The 25,537-nt window shown below is 43.9% G+C and carries 19 protein-coding genes and 1 riboswitch; of the genes, 11 read left to right on the forward strand and 8 right to left on the reverse strand.

Annotated elements, in window-relative coordinates; all coding sequences use genetic code 11:
- Positions 1–20 precede the first annotated feature (20 nt).
- Positions 21–1,010, reverse strand: a complete 990-nt coding sequence (locus IFO66_RS07185; RefSeq protein WP_192024476.1) for a sulfonate ABC transporter substrate-binding protein — start codon at positions 1,008–1,010, stop codon at positions 21–23.
- 398 nt (positions 1,011–1,408) lie between these two features.
- On the opposite strand from IFO66_RS07185, the gene IFO66_RS07190 reads away from it, so the two are divergent.
- From IFO66_RS07190 to IFO66_RS07225, 7 genes are all read left to right on the forward strand, one after another.
- Positions 1,409–3,205 (forward strand): S9 family peptidase, encoded by a 1,797-nt coding sequence (locus IFO66_RS07190; RefSeq protein WP_192024477.1) that lies wholly within the window; start codon positions 1,409–1,411, stop codon positions 3,203–3,205.
- A 198-nt stretch (positions 3,206–3,403) separates the two neighbouring features.
- On the forward strand, positions 3,404–6,298 hold the full coding sequence (gene hrpB / locus IFO66_RS23760; RefSeq protein ID WP_225445565.1) for an ATP-dependent helicase HrpB: 2,895 nt from the start codon (positions 3,404–3,406) through the stop codon (positions 6,296–6,298).
- A 183-nt stretch (positions 6,299–6,481) separates the two neighbouring features.
- Positions 6,482–6,631, forward strand: coding sequence for a hypothetical protein (locus IFO66_RS07205; protein WP_192024478.1), 150 nt, complete (start codon positions 6,482–6,484; stop codon positions 6,629–6,631).
- A gap of 437 nt (positions 6,632–7,068) precedes the next feature.
- A complete protein-coding gene (locus IFO66_RS07210) occupies positions 7,069–7,866 on the forward strand; it encodes a phosphotransferase enzyme family protein (protein WP_192024479.1) in 798 nt (265 codons plus the stop codon).
- A gap of 299 nt (positions 7,867–8,165) precedes the next feature.
- Positions 8,166–8,987: an MBL fold metallo-hydrolase gene (locus IFO66_RS07215; RefSeq protein ID WP_192024480.1), complete on the forward strand. Its 822-nt coding sequence runs from the start codon at positions 8,166–8,168 to the stop codon at positions 8,985–8,987.
- A 385-nt stretch (positions 8,988–9,372) separates the two neighbouring features.
- Positions 9,373–10,563: an MFS transporter gene (locus IFO66_RS07220; RefSeq protein ID WP_192024481.1), complete on the forward strand. Its 1,191-nt coding sequence runs from the start codon at positions 9,373–9,375 to the stop codon at positions 10,561–10,563.
- Positions 10,564–10,773: 210 nt separating this feature from the next.
- Positions 10,774–11,178, forward strand: a complete 405-nt coding sequence (locus tag IFO66_RS07225; RefSeq protein ID WP_192024482.1) for a hypothetical protein — start codon at positions 10,774–10,776, stop codon at positions 11,176–11,178.
- A gap of 73 nt (positions 11,179–11,251) precedes the next feature.
- Here IFO66_RS07225 and IFO66_RS07230 read toward each other — a convergent pair whose 3' ends face one another.
- From IFO66_RS07230 to IFO66_RS07240, 3 genes are all read right to left on the reverse strand, one after another.
- Positions 11,252–12,541: an MFS transporter gene (locus tag IFO66_RS07230; protein ID WP_192024483.1), complete on the reverse strand. Its 1,290-nt coding sequence runs from the start codon at positions 12,539–12,541 to the stop codon at positions 11,252–11,254.
- A gap of 346 nt (positions 12,542–12,887) precedes the next feature.
- A complete protein-coding gene (locus IFO66_RS07235; RefSeq protein WP_192024484.1) occupies positions 12,888–14,264 on the reverse strand; it encodes a YjiH family protein in 1,377 nt (458 codons plus the stop codon).
- An 856-nt stretch (positions 14,265–15,120) separates the two neighbouring features.
- Positions 15,121–15,291, reverse strand: a complete 171-nt coding sequence (locus IFO66_RS07240) for a hypothetical protein (RefSeq protein ID WP_192024485.1) — start codon at positions 15,289–15,291, stop codon at positions 15,121–15,123.
- 253 nt (positions 15,292–15,544) lie between these two features.
- Positions 15,545–15,645: riboswitch (purine riboswitch) on the forward strand.
- Between the two features lie 102 nt (positions 15,646–15,747).
- Here IFO66_RS07240 and IFO66_RS07245 point away from each other — a divergent pair.
- A complete protein-coding gene (locus IFO66_RS07245; protein WP_192024486.1) occupies positions 15,748–17,181 on the forward strand; it encodes an NAD(P)/FAD-dependent oxidoreductase in 1,434 nt (477 codons plus the stop codon).
- A gap of 195 nt (positions 17,182–17,376) precedes the next feature.
- Here IFO66_RS07245 and IFO66_RS07250 read toward each other — a convergent pair whose 3' ends face one another.
- From IFO66_RS07250 to IFO66_RS07265, 4 genes are all read right to left on the reverse strand, one after another.
- Positions 17,377–18,114: a hypothetical protein gene (locus tag IFO66_RS07250; protein ID WP_192024487.1), complete on the reverse strand. Its 738-nt coding sequence runs from the start codon at positions 18,112–18,114 to the stop codon at positions 17,377–17,379.
- Between the two features lie 69 nt (positions 18,115–18,183).
- Complete coding sequence (locus IFO66_RS07255) at positions 18,184–18,822, reverse strand: hypothetical protein (protein WP_192024488.1); 639 nt, start codon at positions 18,820–18,822, stop codon at positions 18,184–18,186.
- 717 nt (positions 18,823–19,539) lie between these two features.
- Positions 19,540–20,121, reverse strand: a complete 582-nt coding sequence (locus IFO66_RS07260) for a hypothetical protein (protein ID WP_192024489.1) — start codon at positions 20,119–20,121, stop codon at positions 19,540–19,542.
- Complete coding sequence (locus IFO66_RS07265) at positions 20,121–20,654, reverse strand: hypothetical protein (protein WP_028593924.1); 534 nt, start codon at positions 20,652–20,654, stop codon at positions 20,121–20,123. The genes IFO66_RS07260 and IFO66_RS07265 overlap by 1 nt, the downstream gene beginning before the upstream one ends.
- 245 nt (positions 20,655–20,899) lie before the next feature.
- On the opposite strand from IFO66_RS07265, the gene IFO66_RS07270 reads away from it, so the two are divergent.
- From IFO66_RS07270 to IFO66_RS07280, 3 genes are all read left to right on the forward strand, one after another.
- Positions 20,900–21,742 carry a formate/nitrite transporter family protein gene (locus IFO66_RS07270; RefSeq protein ID WP_192024490.1) on the forward strand — a complete coding sequence of 281 codons (843 nt, stop codon included), beginning with the start codon at positions 20,900–20,902 and terminating at the stop codon, positions 21,740–21,742.
- Between the two features lie 172 nt (positions 21,743–21,914).
- Positions 21,915–22,871 (forward strand): polyprenyl synthetase family protein, encoded by a 957-nt coding sequence (locus tag IFO66_RS07275; protein WP_192024491.1) that lies wholly within the window; start codon positions 21,915–21,917, stop codon positions 22,869–22,871.
- A gap of 122 nt (positions 22,872–22,993) precedes the next feature.
- Complete coding sequence (locus IFO66_RS07280) at positions 22,994–25,393, forward strand: sensor histidine kinase (protein WP_192024492.1); 2,400 nt, start codon at positions 22,994–22,996, stop codon at positions 25,391–25,393.
- Positions 25,394–25,537: the final 144 nt, after the last annotated feature.

Here is a 25,537-nt window from a genome sequence, read left to right on the forward strand (position 1 = left end):
GAAATCCCTCCATATCTTATTTATTTGCGATTAGGCATTGCTTCTTTCACTTGTATTGGTTTAGGAATTAAGCCGAGCTTCGCAAAGGTGTCAGCTACTTTTTGCTGTTCCGCAATAACGTTTTCGCTAATCGGAGTACTGTTGTACTCCCGTCTGCTCGAAGCTAGCTCTAGAGAAGGGACATCGATGCCAAGCTGTGGGGATAGTATTTTTGCCAGCTCTTTATGGTTGGCATTGGCCCAGTCGCCAGCTTTGTTCAGTTCTTCGAATAGAGCGTCGATAATGGCAGGATTGTTTTCGGCAAAGCTGCGTGCAGCCAGATAAAATTCGTAGTTGTTAACGACGCCTTCACCGTCAGCAACGATTCTTACATCGAGGTTCTTTTGAGCAGATGCGAGGTATGGGTCCCAAATTGCCCATGCATCTACACTTCCGCGCTCGAATGCAGCTCTAGCATCAGCAGGAGGCAGAAATACGGTATTTACATCGCTGTATTGCAGTCCAGACTGCTCCAACAGCTTTACGAGCAAATAATGAACGTTAGAGCCTTTGTTCAACGCAATCTTTTTCCCCTTAAGGTCAGCAACCGATTGGATAGGAGAATCTTTAAGTACTAAGACCGCTTCACTATGAGGGCGTGACGCCTCGTGCGCTAAATAAACAAGCGGAGCTCCAGCGGCTTGGGCAAAGATTGGCGGGGCCTCACCGGTATGCCCGAGATCAATACTGCCGACATTAAGTGCTTCTAGCAGTTGCGGTCCACCGGGGAACTCGGTCCATTCTACGGCCACTCCGTCTTTTTCCAGCCTTTTCTCGAGTTCTCCGCGTGCTTTTAGGAAATTGGGTACTCCGTATTTTTGATAGCCGATCCGAATGAGGCTAGCCTTACTGCCATCTGTTCCTTCGGCCGCGACGTTCTGGTGCTGTGCACCGCCGCAAGCACTCAGCACCATCAACAATAAAGCTCCAACAGCAATTCGTTTGCATGCACGAATCGTTCTTAGCAGCATATTCTTCACGCCCCTTTTTCTTAGTTATTACAGCAACAGCAACAGCATCAGTCACTCCATTGATCGGGTCTCACATATAGGGTCATGTTAAGGAACGCAAAAAAGGAGATGCCTCCTTCTTCATTTCCGTAAAGAAGTGATGGTCATCTCCGGTTGTCCGGTAGATTAATAATACCTATGCGATTACTTGGTATTTTAGTTGGCAGTTATCATAACATTGGAAAATATTCATGTCAATGGGCTAGTGCAGGTATCTGTCTATTATTTACCTCCGTCTCTAGAAGGAGTAAGTATCCGTTAAAAGTTGGTTGTGAGAACGGAATGGAGTCTATATAATGATGAAAAGGTGTTCATCCACTTTTTGACAACTAAGATTGTATCTTAAGGAGGAGTATTTCATGATCCAATTTCCTAAGCCTGATGCAGAGCAATATTACAAATCGTATGTCATTCGTAATTTTGATGTAAGTGCTGATGAATCAAGACTCGTATTCACTTCGAATATGAATGGAAAGCTAGATGTTTATGCGATTGAACTTCATGATGAAATCTCTTATCCTTACCCGCTAACGTATCAAGGGCAATCAAGCAATTTTATTAAAATAGATCCACAAGGCCGTCATATTTTGTCCGGTTTCGACCATGATGGAAATGAGAATTATTATCTCTATGCGCTGCGTCCTGAAGGTGGAGTCCCGTTCAAGCTAGTAGAGGCAGAGCCGACTGATAAATTTTTCTTTAGTTCCCTCTCGGAAGACGGGCAGCGTCTTTATTATGGGACTTCGCAAAATAATCCGCAGTTTTTGAATACATATGTATTAGATTTGGTAACAAAGGAGCAGAAGTTAATCGTAGAAGGCAAGGATGCAACGACATCTCTACTTGCTGTGAGTCCAGATGAGCAGAACATCGTGTACGGGAAAGGTTATTCCAATACATATGGGGTGTCCTTCGTTCGAGGAGTAGATGGAGCGGAGGCGTGCTTAACGCCAAGTGCTGATGAAGAGCAACTGACAAGCAATGCACGGTTTATCGATGAAGATACGATTATTTTCACGACTGATTATAAGGCTGAATTTGCGTATGTGGCGAAATACACCATTTCTTCAGGGACATTTGAGGCTTTGTTCGAAATACCGCAAGCGAGTGTGTCCGAGCTGTACTGGCATAAGCAATCTCGCTCTCTCTATGCGCTGACCGAAAAAGGAGTAGAAGATGCGTTGTATGTGTACGCATTAGATACAGGCAGCTTAGAGGAGCTGGAACTTCCGACTACTGTTGTTGAACAATTGCATGTAGCACAATCAGGGGCAGTTTATATTTTGGCTCGTGGATCAGTAGATCCTGACAATATTTATCGCTATGATGCTGGAAAATGGACGATGCTGACCCGCAACGTTGTGCTAGGACTTGCGAGGGAAGATCTCGTCTCACCCGAAACGATTCGCTATACGTCATTTGATGGTATGGAAATTGAGGCACTGTTGTTCCGTGCTAAAGATGAATTGGCCAATGGTCATACGATCTTCTGGCCGCATGGCGGGCCGCAGTACGCAGAGCGCAAGCACTTCCGCGCGATGTTCCAATACTTGCTCGCTGAGGGCTACAATCTCTTCTGTCCTAACTTCCGCGGCAGTACTTGCTATGGCCGTTCATTTACGAAGTTAGTAGAGCGTGAATGGGGCGAAGGACCGCGTAAAGATTGCCTTGCAGGGATGGATTGGTTGTTTGAGCAAGGGATATCCAGTCGAGATCGGTTGTTTGTGATGGGTGGAAGCTATGGCGGTTATATGACGTTGCTGCTGGCAGGTCGCAATGCGGATTACTTCCGTGCGGCGGTTGATATTGTAGGGGTAAGCAATCTATTTACGTTTGTGAATTCTGTGCCTGACTTCTGGAAACCGATGATGGATCGTTGGATTGGTGATCCAGAGCGAGATCATGATCGCTTTGTGAAGGATTCTCCGATTACGTATCTCGATCAGATGGTGAATCCAATATTTATTATCCAAGGAGCTAATGACCCGCGTGTGGTAAAAGCCGAATCCGATCAAATCGTAGAGGCGCTTCGCACGAAGGGAGTAGATGTGGAGTACCTTGTATTTGAGGATGAAGGCCATGGTATTGCACGTACGGAGAACAATATTACAGCTTGTCGCCAAGTTGCTGCATTTTTGAAGCGGAATCAAGGGTAGTCACCTCAATATATAAAATAGTAAAACCGAAAGCCCACCCTACAAACGATATTCGCTTGTAGGGTGGGCTTTCGTTGTTTGATGACCAATTCTGCAATGCAGTAAGTTCGTCGGATTGTACAACGATAATCGACAGTTGGCATTCGATTCTATTGTCGTCTATGATGAGGAGACGATAACGATTGTGGAGTGAATGAAATGTCTGGCACTTTGCCTATAGATGAGGTATTGCCTGAGCTGCGCGGAGTGCTGAGCGCGCGGACGGGAGCAGTGTTAGTGGCAGAGCCGGGGGCGGGCAAGACGACCCGTGTCCCGCTTGCGCTGTTGGATGCGCCGTGGCTGGTTGGCCAGCGCATCGTCATGTTGGAGCCGCGCCGCTTGGCGGCACGCGCGGCTGCGCAGTATATGGCGGCGACGCTCGGTGAGCGCGTCGGCGAGACGGTTGGCTATCGGGTGCGTATGGACACCCGGGTGAGCCGGGCTACACGCGTCGAGGTCGTGACGGAAGGCGTCCTGACGCGCATGATGCAGGAAGACCCCTCGTTGGAAGGGGTCGGACTGATTATTTTTGATGAGTTCCATGAGCGGAGCTTGCATGCGGACTTGGGACTCAGCTTGGCGCTAGAAGCGCAAGCGGTGCTGCGCGAGGATTTGCGCTTGCTTGTGATGTCCGCAACGATTGCGGCTGAGCCGGTAGCGGAACTGCTTGGAGATGTGCCAATCGTTCGCAGTGCGGGGCGCATGTATCCGGTAGACACTCGGTATGTGCCGCGCCGCACACAAGAACGAATGGAAGAGGCAGCAGCAAGGCAAGTCGAAGTGGCACTTCAAGAGGAGAAGGGCGATATGCTCGTATTTCTCCCAGGGGTCGGTGAGATACGTCGAGTTCAGCAAGAGTTGGCTCGTATTTTATCTCGACAGAATCAGCATTACGAAGCATTAGGACACGAATATATACGTGTGCTTGCGCTGCATGGCCAACTGCCGCAGGAGGCTCAGGACGAGGCGATTGCCCCTGTACAACAGGGTGAGCGTAAAGTAGTGCTGACGACTTCCATTGCTGAGACGAGCTTAACCGTAGAAGGGGTTCGCATTGTCATTGATTGTGGAATGATGCGTGTCTCTCGATATTCGCCGCGAACGGGAATGACAAGACTCGTCACGGAGCGTGTAACACAGGATGCAGCGGATCAACGCCGAGGACGTGCGGGAAGGCTAGGGCCTGGCGTTTGCTATAGGCTATGGTCAGAGGCGGAGCACGGGCATTTACCAAAACAGCGCTTGCCGGAAATATTGGACGCCGATTTGGCTCCATTGGCTCTGGAGCTGGCAGCATGGGGTACGGATGTCAATTCCCTTGCATGGCTGACCCCTCCGCCAACTGCCGCTATACAGCAGGCGCAGCAGCTTCTAGGGCAGTTAAGTGCTTTGCATATGGATGGAAGTATAACGGAACACGGACGACGTATGGCAGTGAGTGGTTTGCATCCAAGGCTTGCCCATATGCTGTTGAAAGCGGTCCTGCTTGGAGCGGTAGAACAAGCTTGCTTATTGGCAGCGATGCTGCAGGAGCGGGATTTGCTCCGAGGCACAAGCGGTAGGGAAGGGGCAGCAGGGCATTCAAGCGTGTCATCATACGATAGCTCTAACCCGGATCTACTGTTCCGACTAGAGGTGCTGCTTGCTCATCGGCAAGTACAGAGGGAGGCGAATGCTGAGAAGGCGAGCTTCGCATCTACCTTTGGCTCAGGAAATTCGGTCTCGCTAGATGAAGCTATTGTCCGCCGAATTCATGAAGAGGCAAGGCGTTTATCTAGACTGATTGGTGAAAAATGGCCAACTGCGTCACAAGGTTCTGCTGCTATAGACAATAGAGTGTTACGTGTAGCTGGAAAGTCATCAAGTAAAGGATCAAGTAATGATTCAAGTAAGGCATATAAAGCGGGCCTTTCAGGTCCTGCTAGCGAGGCGGAAAATGCGAATGATGCTAGCAATCTAAATCTTGATAAAAGGTTCAACAGAGCAGTTGGAACAAGTGGCGCTAATGATCGAAGTGAAATCACTAGTGTATTGTTGGCTTTGGCGTATCCGGATCGAATTGGTAAGCGGCGTGAAGATGGACGTTATTTGCTAAGCAACGGTCGTGGAGCTAGTTTCACGGGGCAGCATGGCGGTAACTCAGCGGGTGTAGGCTCGTCTGCATATATAGGTAGAGCTATAAGCAAAGCGCAGCATACTATTCATTATGCACCTTATATTGTAGCTGTTGATTTGGACGATCAAGGTACAGATAGTCGTATTCGTTTGGCAGTAGAAGTGACGAAAGATGCCCTGGAGCAATGTATGGACGATCAAATCGAGCATGTTGTTACTGTAGAGTGGGACAAGTCGGCAGAAGCTGTTCGAGCGCGAGAAGTTATTCGTCTTGGTGCTATCGTCCTTCATGAGCGGCCGTGTCCAAATCCAGACGCGGATAAAGTGTTGGCTGCCTTAATAGAAGGGATCTCCCGACACCCGTTAGCCATTGGCATGCTTCCATGGACGAAGAACGCCCGCCAATTGCAAGCGCGGCTTGCGTTCCTGCATCATCACCGCCCACATGATTGGGCGGATGTATCAGATGCTGCGCTCACCGCCAGTATGGCGGATTGGCTCGCACCGCATCTGTACGGCTTCAGCAGCCGCCATGACCTGCAGAAGCTACAGGTCACTGCGCTGCTGGAAGGGCTGCTGCCGTGGAATCAGCGGCAGCAGCTCGACGACGAAGCTCCGACCCACATCGCTGTGCCGAGTGGGTCGCGCATCGCTGTCGACTACACCAACCCCGAACAGCCCGTGCTGGCCGTACGCCTGCAAGAGCTGTTCGGGATGCGGGAGACGCCGCGCGTCGCAGGCGGCGCCGTCCCGCTGACGCTCCACCTGCTGTCCCCGGCACAGAGGCCGGTGCAGGTTACGCAAGACTTGGCGAGCTTCTGGAGGAATACGTACTTTGAGGTCAAAAAAGACCTCAAAGGCCGCTACCCGAAGCACTATTGGCCAGACGACCCGTTGCAAGCAGTAGCAACGAGAAGGACAAAACCTTCTAGCACATAAGTAAAATAGCCGAGTCCCAATAGGGGTTCGGCTATTTCATTTGAACACGATAAAACCAGTAATTTGAGAGCTAAAAGTAGATTTTCATGCACATTAACCGATTAATGATTGTCCAATGAAGAATTAACGATTAACTGAATAATCGAATAAGATATAATTCCTTTGCAGATAGGATCTCAGACCGTGCTACATCGCATGATAACCTATATAGCTTCCTCTAGCGAGCGCCATAAACGTTATTTTCGTGAAATCGTTCATTTCAGATTCGTAACGGTTGCAGTTGAGCTTATATTAGCAATTGGTGCAAATGATATCGCTCACTCTGACAAATAAGCACTATCATAACCGTTACATTTCATAATCCATCTATATGTATGGAATAGTCTCCGTGGCAACCATTAGCGCACTTTTCCCTTGCTTTCCTCCTTGCTTTCGTCCTTGCTTTATATCAAGGATGGTTGATTATCTGTCTAAATTGGTTTTTATATTTAGTAATCAATGGTAAAGTAGAGTGTAGAGATGTAAAGAAAGGGGAATCTGTACACATGTGGAATACCTTGAAATGATGCATGAATCGGATAGAGACAGCGGCGGTCCTTCGTATGTAAGGATGCGTTGATTTGTCTATCTTAAATCATTCAAGGGATACATGGTGTGGACAATTACATTCCCATTGCCGAGCAGATACCTTTGTATATCTGTTTTTATTTATGGGTAACTATACATCTCGATTGACACTATCATAGCGTCCCTAACTTGGGGGAATTTACATGAGCAATCACTACGAAAAAGAAGAAGCATTAACAGGAGGAAATGTCTCCTCTGTATCTCGTCTAGGAAATACGGTTAGACGGGAATTAAAACCTGATAGTGTTAATACTCATACATTGCTAAAGCACCTTGAAAGCAAAGGCTTACACGGTGTGCCAAAGTTTCTAGGTATAGATGAACAAGGAAGAGAAATTTTGTCCTTTATCGAAGGGGAAGCTGGCAATTATCCATTACAACCATACATGTGGTCGGATGAGGTATTAAAAGAGATTGCGAACATGCTTCGTAGTTATCATGATGCTGTGAGTGATTTTCCAATAGATGAACGTTGGAGGCCCCTTGATAACACCCCGCAGCCATTTGAGGTAGTGTGCCATAATGATTTCGCTATCTATAACATTATTTTTAGTGATAAGAAGCCAGTAGGTGTAATTGATTTTGATATGGCTGCTCCTGGGCCGAGGCTTTGGGATATCGCCTATGCGATGTATACTTGCGTCCCATTAAGCAGGCTTTATTATACGGAAGCAGGCGAAGCTATTTATTATGATTCGTTAAAGGATGCGGAGCGAATCAAACAGAGAATTGCCTTGTTTTTCGATTCCTATGGTATGGAAGGAATGGAAAGCGGCTTTTTAGAAATGGTAATCTTGCGAGTAGAGGGATTATGTAAAACCATTCAAAGAAAAGCCAAAGAAGGCGATATGGCGTTTCAAAAGATGATCGACGAAGGACATTATGATCATTATCAAGAGGAGCTTCGATTCATTCGCAAGCATGGACAAGAGTGGATGTAAGAGCTTCGTCTTCATGAACTTCACAGTGTGTAGCATGTAAAAGAGACTATCTTCTGATGGTCTCTTTTTTAATTCAGTCCTGGGCTTTTTTAGCTTATATAATTTACATGTATGAATGCATGTGTGTGTTTGCGCGCATTACGATATGTGATCGATATCATATGATTTCATTTCTTGTTTCTGATGTAATGTCTTTATTTGCTGTTTTTCATACAACATCTCCGGTAACTGCTTACAGCCGAATTAGTCATGCTGCTGCATATGCATAAGATAAGAGAAATAAGAAGGGGGAAGTCAGTATGCTGCTCCATTTGCTTGGCACAGCTGCCTATGAAGGCATTCCATCCTTGTTTTGCCGCTGCTCACTATGCCAACAAGCTAGAAAGCTTAAGGGGAAAGACATTCGTACTCGCACTTCAGTCGTTATTGATCACGAGCTGAAAATAGACTTTCCGCCAGATACGTTGCTGCATATGCTGCGTGATGATCTCGACTTGGAGGAGATTCAAGATCTGCTCATTACTCACTCTCACTCTGATCATCTGTATGCAGAAGACTTAGAAGCAAGATTGCCAGGGTATGCACAATCAGGTGAGGAACCCATCCATATTTACGCTCATGATATGCCTTTAGCTCGAATTCGTGAACGAGTAGGTCAAACGAGTAAATATGTTCTCCATCGAGTGCAGTTGTTTATACCAACGGTGACTCAAACGGCCACAGTCGTTGCGCTACCTGCCTATCATATGGATGAAGAGACCTGTCTCCTTTATTGGATTGAAAAGAATGGTCATACCGTTCTACATGCTCATGACAGCGGTTGGTTTCCTGATGAGACGTGGAGTTGGTTGGAACAGCGAGGTCGGGAAGGAAATAAGCTGAGTGCTGCCATCTTGGAATGCACGATGGGGAATGACCCTGATTCCGGTACGCATATGAACGCAGCTGAGGTGTTTAAGGCGAAAGAGCGCCTAATCGCGTGTGGGGCGGCTGATCCTCAAACGGTATTTATCGTGACGCATTTTTCCCATAATGCACATCTGACCCATCAGGAGTTATGTGATTTGTTCGAGCCCCAAGGCATTAGAGTAGCTTATGACAGTATGAAGGTGCAGCTGTAAATGCTGTAATGTTTATTCATACCTCCTTCATTCTCCCTTGTCATTAGTGTGTGATTACGATGCTATAGCAGCTAGGAAATAGACATCGTCGATGTGTAAGAAATGTAGGCGGTATATGTCCAAACCGTGAACAGAATCGAACGTTTCCCATACGTTTCGTATTCCTGCTATCGCGTGTTACGGTCAAATCACGTAAAATATAAGGGAATGCATGTACGCATTCCTTTTTTCATGAGAGTAGAAGCAATAATCTATAACTCCCAAACTTTATCTCGGAAAGGAGGGGCAGGGGAAAGTATCGGATAATAAAATGGGCTAGACTCTGATCAATTCGATACGATTACTTCCTCACTTATCAGAGGCAGTGATCACCTGCACGAGTTAGATGAAAGCATTGATGTATATTTTGGTCATCATCTGCTTTATGGATACATTTGTACAACTGCCAGTCGTCGGACCTTATGCACTTCACTTAGGGGCGAGTTCTTTTGGCGCGGGGTTGGCCATTGGCATGTATTCGCTGACCAATATGCTGGGCAATATTGCAGCAGGACGTTGGATTGATCGCTACGGCGGCAAACGTGTACTGTTGATTGGTTTTATACTTACCTCCGCTATATTGCTGTTGTACTCACAAGTGAATAACGATACCCAGCTCATTGCGGTAAGATTTCTACATGGTTTAGCAGGGGGGCTACTTGTACCGAGTGTGTTCACCTTAATATCTCGTCATGTACCTGACGAACGTCAAGGGAAGTCGATGGCGTTGTCTGGCGCAGCAGTTGGCTTAGCTGCCATTATTGGACCAGCTACAGGTGGTATTATGAAAGCGAAGCTAGGATTTGAAGCTCCATTCCTTACGGTAGCGGCTTTGCTGGTACTTGGCGTACTGCTGACGATATTTATTCCCCGTACGGAAAGCGAACAATCGAGTAAGGGCGAAAATAACGACGGAAATGCAGGTTCACAACTTCAAGTGGAGCAGCCGGAGAGTAGTTTCAGAACCTTGTTTGCTGTGCGTCCTGTCGTCCAATCTTATATTGCTGCGTTTGCACTTATGTTCGGGATGGGTTCGCTTACTTACGCGTTACCGATAAAGACAGATGTACTGGAATTTGGGGGCCAGGCCTCAGGCATGATGATGAGTACGTTTGGCATGGTTGCGATTATGGTCTTTATGCTACCGACGAATCGATTATTTGATCGGGTCGTACCATTAAAGCTCATTATGCTTGGCGGCGGAATTGTTATAGGATCCTTACTTGCGCTATCTTTTACTACGAATGAGACGATGATGTATGTAACGATGGCTGTATACGGCATAGGTTACGCGTTGCTGTTCCCTTCGATGAATACGTTGCTTATCCGCCATGTTTCACAGAAAGATAAAGGTAAAGCATTCGGTATGTTCTATGCATTTTTCTCGCTTGGTGTTGTAGGGGGCACTTCAGGTATTGGTTACTTAACAAACAGTTATGATACGGGATTACGAATTGCAGGCGCGGTCTTAGCGGGATTGTTAATTTTGATCTTCGTCGTTGGAAAAGTTCAAGTCAAAGTTAGCGAGCGTGCATAACTATTCATCAGGGTGGAATAGAAAAAAAATCCATACTATTTGCGATATTACTGGTGATATCATGTAATTCCTAACATATTTCGGGTCGGTTTTTTTAAAAAAAAGTGAAAAATAGTGTATATAGAGCTGTTCATCCCGTTTCCTTCTTACAATTTTAGTGTTATTATGTTTCTAATATTTCAAATTGATAATATAAGAGGGAGGCTAGCTATGGACCTATCTATTACACTTTCCGAGCTGGAACAGTTAGATAATGACCAAAAAGTTGAGGCGCTTAAATCTTTACGAGCAACTTACAAAGTATCAGACATACGCAAAGGGTTAGGGTTCCCGCACAACAATGCTTACTATATGTGGTTGAAGAAACACAAAATCTACGATCAAGTGACGAAGAAGTATGATTTGTCGATTCCACTTGATAACGATCGCCGTTCTATACATGTTCCTTCCCTACCGATTCAGGAAGAGATTCATTTGTCAAACGGTGATATCCAATTAGATGTGCAAGGCTTCGCTTCTGGCGTAGCGACTTCAAAAATGCTGCAAAAATATGCTGCGTTGTTGAGTGATCAACCACAATCCGTTCATATTCGCATTTCCATTACATCTAGATAAGACAAAATCTCGTTTGAGTGATACCTATAGATGATGTAAATAGCCACCATTGCGGTGGCTATTTTTTATGCACTTATTCTTTTGTTGCCGAAGTCCAAGAATCAATCTCTTTGTCGTTCGGAAGTAATAGACTTAGCAAGCCGAACAGCGGCAGAAATCCACAAATAAACATAACCGTTTCAATACCACTACTATCAATCCACTGCCCAATCGCTAAGCTTCCTAATCCACCCATACCGAAGGCGAAGCCTGTAATAAGACCAGATACGGTACCGATGCTACCGGGATGTAGCGCTTGTGTATAGATGACCGTAGTCGAGAAGCTGGTGAAGTAGACGAAGCCGCTTAAGCCCAGTACAACCATCGCCCAAGATAGTGGTAAATGTGGCAATAGGAGTGCGAATGGAATAACGGAGAGCAAAGAAGCAATGATGAGATTCCGTTTCCCAAAGCGATCTGCCAATGGACCACCAAAGAATGTACCAATTGCACCCGAAAGCAGGAAGACAAAAATATAGATTTGAGCTTCATCAATAGACAATTTGTATTTCTCAATTAAATAGAAAGAGTAATAGGTGCCAATCGCTGACGAATACCATGACCGTACAAAGACAAGTACGATAATAATAGCCGTTATCGTCCACACTTTTCTACGCTGTGCAGCATCTACTTGGCCTTGTGGTTTGCGTTTGGCAAATACGTAGCCGTTATTCAAGGAAGCTTGGTACCAGCGTGCGATATAGGTTTGGACAGCGATACCTGCTGCGGCGATAGCAGTAAAGCCTAGTGCTCCCATTTGCCCGAAGGGGATGAATACCCATTTCGTTAATAATGGGGCAAGAGACTGTCCCATGTTACCGCCAACTTGGAAAATGGATTGAGCCAAGCCTTTGCGCCCACCGGCAGCCATATGAGCGACTCGCATTCCTTCTGGATGGAAGATAGCCGAGCCGAGACCGACGAAGATGACCGCTGCCATGACGACGGCATAGGTCGGAGCGAAGGCGAGGACAAGCATACCTGTAAAGGTGAAGCACATCCCGATTGGCAGCAGCATTGGTGTAGGCCTGCGATCCGAGGCAAAGCCAATGACAGGCTGCAAAATGGACGAAGTGACGTTCAGTGCGAATGAAATCCAGCCAATTTGGGTGTAGCTAAGCTGCATGGAGTCTTTTAAAATCGGGAAAATGGCTACGATAACCGCCTGTATCGAATCATTGAACAAATGAACGAAGCTAATCGCCAGCAAAATGTTGTACAGCGTTCTGGGAGCTGGTGTCGTTTGCTGTGTAGTGAGCTTATGAGCATTGTTCGATTGAGATACGGCAGTATGATTCGTAGTGACTGCTGATGGTTGTGACATCAGAGTGACACCTCGCTTTATATGTAAGGGAATGTATACAATTATCCATTCTTTACTAATGTATGTAATAGTTAACGATACTCCTGTCAGTCGGGGTCTGCAATACACAATTTAGCCTGAAATGAGGGAATATCATGTCTTTCTTTCAGCAGGGCGGGCAAATGCTAATTATTTTGTATAAAAGATAAGCTAAGTAAAGTCGGCATGCTCTAGTAAATTGTAAGTAAAAAAGCACCTCTATCGTATGCACAGGAACGCTTCTTTGCTGAGAAAGATTCCGAGTGATTACGAGTAGAGGTGCTTATCGATAAGATTACTTACTTATTGTATGTGAGGAAGCTTCATTTTAGAAAATGAGATGCGCCATACCAACGATAATTGGCAATGTAATAATGGTGCGCAGCAAGAAGATAATGATTAGATCGTGCAGCTTCACGGGAAGCTTCGAGCCCAGCAATAGTCCGCCTACTTCAGACATATAGATAAGTTGAGTTACCGATAAGGCAGCAATGACAAAGCGAGTGAGTTCACTCTCGATACCAGATGCCAATACCGTAGGCAGGAACATGTCTGCGAAACCGACCATAATCGTTTGCGATGCTGCAGCGGCTTCAGGGACGCCTAGTACATTTAAAATAGGAATAAACGGTTTGCCGAGCCATTCAAACAATGGCGTATACGTTGCCAACGCAACGGTAGCTGTACCGATTGCCATTACGACAGGAAGTACGCCGATCCATAAGTCTAAAATGTTATGGAAGCCGTTCTTCACAAATGCCCCGGCCCCTTTATGGCTTTGTGCCTTCGCTACTGCTTGCTGCAAGCTCCAGCGCCAAGGTGTCCATTGTGCAGGGATTAATTCATCCTGCTGTGGCTCTACGCCTTCATAATACGTATCAGATTTGCGAGACAGAGGCGGTATACGAGGCATAATAATAGCTGCCACCATACCTGCAATTGTAACTGTCGCATAGAACGGGAGGAACAAATGTCCCAGCTTAACATTTGACAAGACGATAAAACTGAATGTAATCGATACGGCTGTAAAGGTTGTACCAATAACAGCGGCTTCACGCTTGGTGTAGTAGCCTTCTTCATACTGCTTGCTTGTCATCATGACGCCGATCGTACCGTCTCCAAGCCAAGAAGCCATGCAGTTAATGGAGGAACGGCCAGGCAGCTTGAAGAGTGGACGCATAATTTTGGTCATCAATGTGCCTGCGAACTCCAGTAAGCCGAAGTCGACGAGCAATGGCAGCAGCAAGCCTGCCAGCAGGAACACGACGAATAGGCCAGGGATTAACCCTTCGAGCAGCATTCCGCCTGTATCCGCTGACCAAATCCACTCAGGGCCGATCTTAAGCAAGACGGACCATGCAAATAGAAGTCCTACCGTACGGACCGCATACCAAAATGGCGGTATATGAAATAAGGTGCGCCATAACGATTTTGCTAACAGCTGTTTAGGCTTAAGTAGTAGGGAAATTGTAGAGCCGACCCAAGCGATTGTTATGATAGCTACCGTAGCTGGAGCAATGAAGTCTCCCAGCAGGTGCTGAATATATTTTGCTAAAAAAGCGATTGGTACCGTCACTTCACCATTCCATGTAACAGGAACGACAAACAGCATAAGGCCGATGATGGATGGGATAGCAAAGGCTAAAATAGAAGCGAGTGCTGGCCATTTATTCGGCGACGGTGCCGTTTCTTTATGTGAATTCATGTTCTGTATCTCCTATACCGAAATAAGTATAAATATGCAACAAGGACAACTTTATACGATTCTAGGTCAAATTCCAACCCTCTAGGGCATGGAAGTTATTAACACGTGCTAAATATTCCTGTCCAGGCCAATATTTCGCCTTGAGCAACGAAAACATTACCTCGTATGACAAGGGGGCGGATCCCTCCCACTCCTTGATGTCCTAACGGTTGCCATAGAGGCTATTCCGTGAATATGAATGGATTTTAAAATGTAACGGTCACGACGGAGCTTATTTGTCTGAGTGATCGATATCAATTGTCTTCATTGCTAAAATAAGCTCAACTGCAACCGTTAAAAATCTGAAATGAACCATTTCATGAAAATAGCGCCTATGGCGCTCGGTAGTGGAATATGTGTTCATCAAGTGTATTTGTTCAAGTGCATTCAACGGTTAAGTATGTTCATGTTCATTTACAATATTATTTACATTAATAGTAGTATTCCAACAAAAGGATGTTTCGTATGTATGTAGTGGAATTTCGCTACATACAATAAATGGAATATACTTACAATTATGACTTGCATGTTGAAAAATAGATGCTGTACTCCAATTCCATCAAAATCCCCGTTAAAGAATGATCTAGCTTTACTATCGGTTACATTTCTTTCTTCTTCCTCTTCTATAATGACGGATTTGAAGCCTGTTCTCGTCCAGAGGATTACATTTGGAGTTAGTGTTAATGTTAATGCATCAGTGCATCCTCAAGGGCGGGAACGGTCAGCAATACTGTTGTTCCTTCCTCAGTCACAGATTGAATCCATTGTCTTAGCAAATAGCTTCCTTCCTTATCAAGCTGGAACTCAGGATCTTCAATTAAAATAAGCCGCACAGCTTAGGACGCTGTGCGGCTGCTAGTGCCAAATGAAATCGCCGCTGCTCGGAAGGGGTGAGCTTTCCAAGTGCAATATGCTGCTTTTCTTTAAGACCAACGAGCTGCAGTAAGGATTGAATACGTGTTTTATCTGTTTTGTCATACAGCTGCATAAAGAAAGTGATTTGTAGTTAACATTTAGGCGGGAAATAAGTTGTTTACAATGATAATACGAAATATTTCGACAAGCTAAATAAAATATGGTTATTTGTGGGTGTCAAAATAATGTTCGTGAAATACAATATATAAAGATATATTTATAGATGAAAACTATTTTAATGTAATAAAACACGAACATTAAATAAATTTATTGTTGACTCGTTCGTTTTATACCTCTACAATAGGGGATGTTGCACGAAGGTTACTACAAATAGAAATCAATTTCGTTCGTATAACCCTGATAATAAGGTTCGGGGGTCTCTACAAGGAGCCGTAAATTCCTGTCTACGACGAGGCGCGCTTTGACGCACCTTCGTGTAGGCAGGTTTTGGCATGTTCAATCGTCACAACCAATGGATGAGGAAAGTGTACAGCAGGCAACGATTCGAATGGACCTTAAGGAGGAGCTCATGAGCAAATACGATGTAATTGTAGTCGGGGCAGGACCAGCAGGTATTTTTACATGTTATGAATTGATGTTGAAGGCGCCACAGCTGAAAGTGGCACTTATTGATAAAGGTCATGATATTTACCGACGCAATTGTCCAATCTTGGAAGAGAAAATTCAGAAATGTCCTCCTGCAGCAGGCAAGAAGGATTTTGCTGGATGTGTGCCGGCATGCTCGATTACGAATGGCTTCGGTGGAGCTGGAGCTTATAGTGATGGCAAGTTCAATATTACGACTGAATTCGGCGGCTGGATGACGGACTATCTCGCTCCCACGCAAGTGTTGGATTTGATTCGCTATGTAGATGCGATTAACTTGGAGCATGGTGCAACGACAGATATTACGGATCCTACAACGGACACGGTGCGTCGAATTGAGCAGCAAGGATATGCGGCTGGATTGAAGCTGTTGCGTGCACAAGTTCGTCATCTAGGTACAGAGCAGAACTTAGAGATCTTGAAATCGATTTATGAGAAGTTAGCCACTCATATTGATATGATTTATAAAGCGGAAGTATTGGATATTATTACGGTCAAACAAGAGGGCCGTCATACGATTAAGGGTGTTGAGCTGAAAAATGGCGAGCGCTACGAAGCAGATGCTGTCGTAATTGTTCCTGGTCGTGATGGTTCAGCATGGTTAACAGATATATTGAAGAAGCGTCGTTTGAAAATGTACAACAACCAAGTCGATGTTGGTGTTCGAGTAGAGACATCCGATGTCGTTATGCGTGAAATTAACGAACATTTATATGAAGGTAAATTTGTCTTCAATACTTCTGTTGGTACGCGTGTGCGTACATTTTGCAGCAATCCGTCAGGGCATGTTGTAGTTGAGAACCACAGCGGCATTATGTGCGCGAACGGTCACTCTTATAAAGATCCGAAGCTGGGATCGCCAAATACGAACTTTGCCCTGCTCGTTTCGCACAAATTTACGGAGCCGTTCGATAAGCCGAATGAATATGCTCGTGAAATTTGTAAGCGTGCGAATGATTTGTCTGGCGGAGGTCTAATCGTACAAAAATACGGAGACATTATCCGTGGCAGACGTTCCACAGAGAATCGCATTCGTGAAGGTTTCTTGGAGCCTACGTTGAGAGAGGCTGTTCCAGGGGACTTAGGACTTGTTCTTCCTTATAATACGATGAAAAGTTTGATCGAAATGGTAGATGCGCTGGAAAAAGTAACGCCAGGTATCGCATCTGAGCATACTTTATTCTACGGTGTAGAAGCGAAGTTCTACTCAGCTCGTCCGAAGTTGGACGATAACTTCGAGTCCGAGATTGCAGGCTTGTACTGCGGCGGCGATGGCGCGGGGATTACGCGTGGTCTCGCACAAGCAGGAGCGGCAGGCGTGCATATCGCGCGCGGCATTATTGCGAAGCGTGGCTAAACGGGTATTAGCTAGAAATTTATCGTAAGTTAGAAAAGTAGCCTAGCAACCTCTAAGTGATATGAGGAAACTAGACTACTTTTCAGTTCAGTTATTTTCTAAGTAGTTGTTATGAGGACTGTATGGGTTATGAAGATGATAGTTAAATAGAGTGACTTCATATTACTGAAGAAAGTCGAACGTTGATTTCAAGTCTTAAATTGGTTGAGTAGAGGATATTTCAACGCTAACATCATTTTTACTGATAGCTGTCCCGCTAGCATTTTCTTTATACGTGCCTAAATGAGTCATATAATCAATATCGTATCTGTCCCATACTAAGGTACCACCAGAATTATAGCCTACAGCATAGGCGCTAATATAGGCAATACTCTTAGCAGGAATCGTTTGGGTAATTCCATATGTCGTTCCGGAGTGATAGGTCCATTGTTTGCTGACGCTTGCGCCTGTTGTTACTTCAATTTTTCCTAAAAATGAATTTCCGATTGTTGCTTCTCCTTGAAGATTGACAGTTGCATTCCAATTGTGTGTTGTTGTATTGGTTTGGGTGTAGGATGCTTGCGTAGATGTTGTAAGTCTATTTTCAACTCTGTATGTTCCAGTGTTTTTAAATTTCCAGTCTTTAGCTATTCTGCTTTGGTCGTAATGGGAAAAAACATAATTGTAGCCATTTCCTACAGGTGGAGCTAATGTGCTATTTTCGTTAGTAGATAGATTTAACGGTGTGACTTCACGTGTAACACCGTCAAGATCGGTTTCCCATGCTTTTATTTCAGGAATCGTAAACACTTGTTCATTTTCTGCTTGTTTCACTTTTTCTAATACTTCATTAGGTATCTCTGAAACTGTTGATGTTGCATAGGCTGTTGTGTGTAGAGATGAAAGCAGGGCAAAACTGGTAGCATAGATTGCAATCTTCTTTTTTAAAATCATTCAAAAACCTCCTATAATATGTAATTCAAAATGTAGAATACATTAAAATCCACATATTGTCAAACTAGATTAATAGTTTTTTATCATTTCCACAATAGGGTATATCGAATCTATTAATACATCCCGATCTGCTTTATTATGAGAAGTTAGTTGAACACTGATAATAAGATTTTTATAGCTTAGTATCATGAGATTCGTTGCTTCTGCTAGAGATTGATCGGTCTCTGAAAAACCAAAATTTTTATTTCCATCTACAATATCATTTCCAATATATGATTTTGTGTAAGCCAACCTGATTACAAGTTGATTATTTACCTTACTTTTATCTTTATTGTCTTCAAAAATAAGTAAATGATGAGTGGGTTGGGGAATCTCGTTAGGATCCAGAGATCCGTTTAAGACTAATGTATCTCTTGTATTAAAAGTTAATTTTTTATCTATTATTGTAATATCGGGGAGTGTACTACTTCCGTTTTTGAAATGAAATCCATTTATTTTTAGTTGTTTCTCCAAATCAATTGCAAGCTCTTGGAACTCTGGATAAGTTAATATTTTTTCGTCATTATTAGGTATATCCTTATGCGGAATGTTATCATTTTGAGTTATTGAAGGGACGTTCTTTTGAGGAGTGGGATTTGCTATGGGTTCATTACAGCCGACAATAAATATCATAGTTAACAGTAAATAAAGCATGTACTTAAATTTCAAACTAACACTACCTCCCATATATTGTGAATTTAATAATTATATATTAGTCTTAAAACCCAAAAAAGTAAAGTTTTGCTTGGGTAATTTCAATGATAAAGGTTATTGTAACGCGGAAGTACATTGTTTATCTAATCTTGATTTTTTTACTGTAGGTGGCATTATATTTGCTGGCTGTACAATTTCTTACCGTTCAAAATTCTGCTGTGAGGTTTATTAATCAGCAACCCCACTATATCCCAACAAACTTAAGTTCGTATACATGGAATACTGTATAGGCCACTTTTTCGTACGTACACTTAGATTTGTAGGTATAATGGATGTAAATAGATATGATTTTACAAAGAAACATGAAATGATTGAAAGGCTGTTGCAAAAAGAAGAAACAGAGCTTGAATTTGGATTTATCAACTATACTTCTATTGCTAAATAATAGGCCTAAAATTCTTATGCTTGTCATGCTATAAATGGAAGGTAATTACGAAAAAATAAAGAATATTATGCATACTGAGGAGAGTCCTGAAGAGCAAAATCTATACATCATAGCACCAACGAGTACATTTAAGGAAGTTGTATAGCTTATTCCGTTTGTTACAGTATAAAAGCTGTATTCAGATTGTTGTATCGCTAGTTCATAACATACATGCTCAGAAGCATAAAGGCCTCATACAGCCATCGCGATGCGAGGGATACATGAGGCTTTTTGCCTGTAACAACGGCTCATCCCACCTCCCACCAGAGAAGGCTTGCCTGTGTAGACAAGGTACCTGCAACGGTGAGGGAGGCGCTGACGGCAAGGGAAAGTGTCGTGGATGGAGGTACGACAATGCTGCCGTTAAAGTCTGAAGTAATCGGTCCGGCAGTAACAGGTACCGTGAGTAGTAAAGTCCCGCCGGTGACAGCGCCAGTTGAACCGGTTACCGTCATGCTGCTCGTGTTTGCGCTACCTAAGTTTGCATTCTGTGGTGTAAGCGTAGTCGGAGACGTGATCGTGCCGTTTTGATAGACGGAGTAGGAGGCATTTAAGCTGGATAACAAGCTTAATCCGACTCCGACGCCCCCGGCAATGCGTATAACGTAGCATGTTCTCGTACTACTCGCATTGTTTAGGCGGATGGACGATTGCACGGTACCACCGAGCAAGCCAAGTGAGGCGGATGTAGTTGTAAATGCACTAAATACATTGCCAGCGACGCTCGCACTATATGGAGGGCTCGTAATAATGGCTGGCGAGTCCAGCGCATTGGTAATTTGATCGAAGACAGGGCGGTCGGAACGGTTGAATGGTACGAAATTGGGCATTATAGTTCCCACCATTGCAAGTTAATCGAGCCTGTTAAAGCGCCTACACCCAACGATACGGTGAGTACTTGGTTCGCAGGAACGATTAGGCCGCCATCGAAAACGAGGAGATAAGCCCCCGCAGTAACGTAGGTGGTTAAAAATGTCGTTGGTGTTCCACCCAAGGTTCCGCTAAGCTGTCTTGTAGTGACGACACTGGTCGTAGCTGTACCGAGTCGAGTGTTAACAGGTACAGGAGTCGTACCTCCAGCGATAGTACCGCCTGAAGATACATTGATTGTGGCAGCTGCGGTAGTGCCTCCTGAAATATCCACTAGATAAATATTTTTACCGCTGGCTGCGGGGTTTGTAATCTGAAGCAGTAGGTTTTGGCTTCCTCCTACACTTGCACTAGCTGTCGTTAGCCGAAAGCCCACTCCTGCTGATGCAGCGGCCTGCGCAGCGCTTGATCCTACACCAGGGTTCGTATACGTATTTGTCATAGACGTAAACAATGGCATCGATGAGGTGTTAAATACGGTTTGATTAGGCATATGCGCACCTCTCCATTTCTATCTTATCTTACTAGTAGAATATGCATGAAGCTGAATCTTGGATTGTGTGCTGAAAGAAACATAGACATATGATAGGGAAGGTATCAAATGCCCTACCTATTGCAGGGTGAAGAGATAGTAAGGTTATTGTTTATTATGTGATTATAATCACATAATAGCTTGCATGCGATGAATACAATGAAAGTATATCGATCATTCGCAAGTGGTAAGGGAGGAATGACAATATGGCAGGATACTTAAAACCGCATGAAATTGCGGAAGCAACCGTGGAAACTGGAGCTGCCAAAGCACGGAACCCGTTACCCGTCATGCTGGTACTTGGATTTCTAGCGGGGGCTTTTATTGCACTTGGCTACTTATTATATATCCGTATTACGGCAGCAGTACCTAGTGAATGGGGAAGTATTGGCGGGCTCATAGGGGCATCTTTATTCCCAGTAGGACTCATTCTTGTGCTATTAGGTGGCGGAGAATTGCTCACTGGAAATATGATGGCAGTACCCTTAGCTCGTATGAAACAGCGTATTACGACTTGGGAAGTGACCAGAAATTTAATCATCATTACGCTTGCTAACTTCGCAGGAGCCATATTCGTTGCCTACGCATTCGGGCATATTGTCGGGCTAACAGCTAGCGGCGTATATGTGGAGAAGACGATTGCCGTTGCTGGTCATAAGCTGGATGAATCGTTTTTGCAAGCCTTTATATCAGGGATTGGTTGTAACTGGCTGGTCGCTATTGCGGTATGGGTCAGTTATGGTTCTAAGAGCTTTAGCGGTAAAATTCTTGGCATCTGGTTCCCGACGATGGCATTCGTGGCGATAGGATTTCAACACGTTGTTGCGAACATGTTCGTCATCCCTGCTGCCATCTTTGAAGGCTACTATACATGGGGAGATTATTTCATGAACTTTATCCCCGTTTGGCTTGGCAACCTTGTCGGCGGGATGTTGTTCGTTGCAGGAGCATATTATATAGCATACCTGAAACCTCACTCCGAAGCAGCACCAGTTGCTGTAAACAATAATACGATTGCACTAGATAAGGTCAAGGCAAAAGCAAATTAAATATCGTACATCTTATGAAAATAAGGCTTATTCCATCTCGAAATATAGGAGGAATGAGCCTTTTGTTATTGAATAAATGAATGTATGTACCTATTTCAATAAAGTTATAGTGCTCGCAGATCAATTGATTGCTGCTGTCCTATTTTCTTAGTCCCAATAAAGAGGAGATACTATGGAACATAAAGTGGTCCGAATCGATACCATCATTAAGGATTTAATCGACGAATCATTTACACAGTCGAAGATGCGGCAGTATGCCCATGAATTTTTACAAGAAAAACGAGTAGAAGAACATTCAAGATTCGGGCTTCTGGCCGAGTACCATTACAACATGTTCGGAGGAACAGAGGAAGGCATTTACGCGGCATGTGCGGCAATTGAATTATTTTTGCTTGCATCCGATGTGATAGATGATCTGCAAGACCAAGATAATGGGGATAAGCGTTGGATGCAGTTACCGATGCCATTGTCACTTAACGTAGCCTTAGGGCTGCTGCAATTAGTGCCTGTAGCAATGAAGCAATGCCGTTCGACTATGAATGAGCAATACGTATGTACGGCGCTGGAGATGATGAATCACCAGATGGTAGTTGCGCTAAACGGGCAAATGGCTGATCTTGAAAATGATATCGCTGACATTCCTGCATACATGGAAATGGTGGAGCACAAATCAGCCTCTATGTTCATAATGGCATGTATGACAGGGGTCATATTGGCTACAGGACAATGGGATGCAACGGTAGCCGCTTATGCGAAGGAAATGGGACTTTCTTCACAATTGAAAAATGATATGAAGGACTTGTATCAGCTTACCATTAAAAACGATTTTCATAATCGAAAGCGTACAGCACCGCTCTTGTATTTGGCTGAAGCCATTGATGGGAACGAATATAAATGGATTAAGGATTATGTGAGTGGGCATTCCGATCATATTCCGGAAGAGAAGATAGGGCAACTTCATGAAGCGTGCGAAAAGACAGGGACTTTTATTGCCTCTGCGGTGAGAATGAGAGTTCATTACTATCAATTTCAAGATTTGTTCAAGCAGAATTCGATAACTGCCCCTTACCTAGAAGAATTCAAAGTTATCTTCCTAGGCGTGGAGGAGACAGAAGCAGCACCGCAATAAAAATTGTGGAAATTACGAGTCAACAATTCGTTTACATATGATGGACAGTAGAACATAAATAAATATATGCTCTTGCATAGGCATGCAGAAAAACTATTTATGTATAAAGGTGTTGTCTGTCCATGTTTAAAAGAATAGAAAATAATTGGAAGCTATGCGTAGTAATCATAGGTTTACTGTCTATTGTTGTGTATCTGACGTTCGCTTCGTATTTTGCTCCGCCTAGAACGATAACTCTCGATCGAATCGATGGGCAGCATTATGTTGTTCATAATGTCTTGTCAGATACAGACATATATGATGCCCCAATCGAGAAGGGGGATAAGCTTCTTAAGCTAGATGGTATCCCCGTCCATGAGTATTATTCGGAGCAAGATCGTATGGATGGTTATTATGTCATTCCAGGAACTGTACAGGAACTAACGATACAGAAACAAGATGAACAAGTTCAGACAGCTTTGTTCAAGCAGAATTGGCACGAGGGATTGCCTCAGGATTTGTTTATTGTTCTCTTTATTTTGTCTCCTATTTTTTTAATTTTATTTTCTTATATGGCCTATTACTTATGGAAAAATAAACGAGATCAGCCAGATGCTCGAATCCTTATCGTCTGCTTTCTTATCATCGGTATATCTTTTTACGGAAATGTTGCATCTTACAATATGGATGTAGTAGGTGGAGCCATTATCATGATTGCTCTTCCTGCTCTTCCCTATATTTTTATGCATTTTATGAACGTTTTCTTGGAGAAGTTTTACTTATCCTTTATTTCAAAGAAAGTGCTTGCCTCCTTATTTGTCATTGATGTAATCATAAGTGTCTTTGCTTGGTCCAATCGCTTTGTATTTAAATTCATTGATATAAAAGGAATGACCCCGCTACTAGTAAAAGGAACGCTTGCGGTTGGTTATGGGATTTGTTTATTTCGTTTAATTCAACTTTATTTACGTCATAGACGCGATAGCTCGCCTCCGCTATTTAAAATCTTCCTCATTGTACATATCGTAGCATTTACACCATTCATTGTACTTAATGTGATTATGCCGTACTTTTTTAATGGAGAGGACACGAATGTCCCTTTTAGTACCTTATTTTTGTTCAGCTTGCCCATTAGCTATATGTATTTAATTTCATCCAAGCAGTTATTTGATATCGATTTTATCGTGAACCGATTCAGAAAATTTCTCGTTGTTGCCTTTCTCCCGGCCGTTATCATCGTTTCGGTAATAGCTACCGTTGTTGACTTCGGATTTGTCCTCGATACGGGAAAACTAGTAAAGTTCTTCCTTGTCATGCTTCTATCGATTACGCTGCTTTTGTATGGGAACGAGATACTGCAGAATCAGTTTCGTTCTCGCCTCTTTAGTAATTCGTTTAATGGACAGGATAGCTTGGAACGGTTCTCTCGCCAACTGTCAGGGGTTATGAAGCATGCAGAACTGGAACATATTCTTGGACAGGAATTGACCGAAATGCTACCGCTGTGCAGTTATCAGTTCTTTGATGTAAATTTGACTACCAAGCAGGTGACCCCGCTACCCAACACCGTTATGGGACGACATGCTTCCAAGTCTATTCTTAATGAGGTAAGTGAGCTTCGTATAGCCGAGCTTGTTCGATTGCCAGATGGCATTCTTCTTGTGCTAGGCTGTTTTAAGCATACGTATCGAGTAGGATGGTTGAGCAATAAGTCCAATCATACGCAGTTCAATCCAGATGAATGGAAGTGGCTGCAAACGATTACGCGCTATGCCAGTCTTGTTTATGAAAATCTTTACTCTGTGGAGCGTATGGTGGAGGACTTGCAAGATCAGTTGAACAATCGTAAGCTAACTTCCCCTTGGATGTCGCGGTTATTATTTTGTCTATCTGAAAATGAGCGGCAAAAGCTTGCTTCTGATTTACATGATGCAGCATTACAAGATCAAATTATTTGGTATCGTAAGCTAGAAACATCTACGCTGGATTACCCGATGAGTCCTGAGCTGAGGTGTGAGCTGCTGGAGATTAAGGAAGGTTTGCTTGATGTCATTCATCAAATACGAGAGACCTGTCAAGAACTGAGACCACAATTGTTAAAAGAAATGGGCTTAGCTGAATCGCTTAGGCATCTTATTGAGCATGAGCTGCTTCGAGTGAACTTTTCAATAGAGCTGCTAGCCTTTCCTGTGAACGATACGCTGAGCAACGAGTTGATGACAGGTGTATATCGTATCGTGCAAGAGCTGCTTAGGAACACAGACAAACATGCTCAAGCGGATTGCGCCATAATTGAGCTGCGTCAGAGTGAGGACTATATTTTGTTCCGATATACAGACAATGGAATCGGAATGGATGAAGTAGCTTGGAAGCATAATCGAATGCATATGGGATTATCAAGCATTTATGAACGCGTACGCAGCCTAGAAGGGGAAATCAAGATTGTAACAAGTATAGGTGGTGGATTCGACGTGCATATCCGATTGCCGATTAAGCTATCAGAGCAGGGTCAATATTCATCCTATATTTATATGGTAGAATGAGCGAAGAATGATAGAGCTAGCAAGGTAGAGCCAGCAATGAGTTGGTTGAAACTTGCTAGCTTTTTTCGTCTGGAGAGAATAGGTTGTGTTATGCGATGCTCAGTTCTAATAGGTGCTAGCTAGTTATGAAGCGAGGCTGTATAC

The organism is Paenibacillus arenosi (assembly GCF_014841135.1).
GTDB lineage: Bacteria > Bacillota > Bacilli > Paenibacillales > Paenibacillaceae > Paenibacillus_B > Paenibacillus_B arenosi.